General features: G+C 56.5%; 1 rRNA gene. It reads left to right on the forward strand.

Going from position 1 to position 992, the window contains the following annotated elements:
• Positions 1 to 992 (forward strand): 23S ribosomal RNA (locus ACK4IR_RS12320); the annotation flags it as partial.

A 992-nucleotide genomic window follows, 5' to 3' on the forward strand; every position in this document is an offset into this window, starting at 1 on the left:
GCCATCCTTGAAAGAGTGCGTAATAGCTCACTGGTCAAGTGATTCCGCGCCGACAATGTAGCGGGGCTCAAGTACACCGCCGAAGTTGTGGCATTCAAATATTAGCTAAGCCCTTGTGGTTCAGGCGTTTGGATGGGTAGGGGAGCGTCGTGTGGGCAGTGAAGTGGCGGTGTGAACCAGCGGTGGAGCCTACACGAGTGAGAATGCAGGCATGAGTAGCGAATCACGTGTGAGAAACACGTGCTCCGAAAGACCAAGGGTTCCAGGGTCAAGCTAATCTTCCCTGGGTAAGTCGGGACCTAAGGCGAGGCCGACAGGCGTAGTCGATGGACAACGGGTTGATATTCCCGTACCGGCGAAGTTGCGCCCATGACGAACCTGGTGATGCTAACCACCCGAAGCTCATCGGACCGGACCCTTCGGGGCGAGGCTGGTGGGTGGAGCGTGGGACCCGAGCTGGTAGTAGTCAAGCGATGGGGTGACACAGGAAGGTAGCCCAACCACAGCGATGGTTGTCTGTGGGCAAGCGTGTAGGACGTGGTGTAGGCAAATCCGCACCATCCACTTCAGTGTGGAGTCTGAGACGTGACGCGGAGCCGTATGGCGAAGTGGGTGATCCTATGCTGTCGAGAAAAACCTCTAGCGAGCAACGAGCCGCCCGTACCCCAAACCGACACAGGTGATCAGGTAGAGAATACTAAGGCGATCGAGAGAATTATGGTTAAGGAACTCGGCAAAATGCCCCCGTAACTTCGGGAGAAGGGGGGCCCGGATCGTGAACCCACTTGCTGGGGGAAGCGTGAAGGGCCGCAGAGACCAGGGGAAAGCGACTGTTTACTAAAAACACAGGTCCGTGCGAAGTCGCAAGACGATGTATACGGACTGACTCCTGCCCGGTGCTGGAAGGTTAAGAGGACCGGTTAGCCGCAAGGCGAAGCTGAGAATTCAAGCCCCAGTAAACGGCGGTGGTAACTATAACCATCCTAAGGTAG

Source organism: Thermosynechococcus sp. (genome assembly GCF_046299635.1).
Classification (GTDB): domain Bacteria; phylum Cyanobacteriota; class Cyanobacteriia; order Thermosynechococcales; family Thermosynechococcaceae; genus Thermosynechococcus.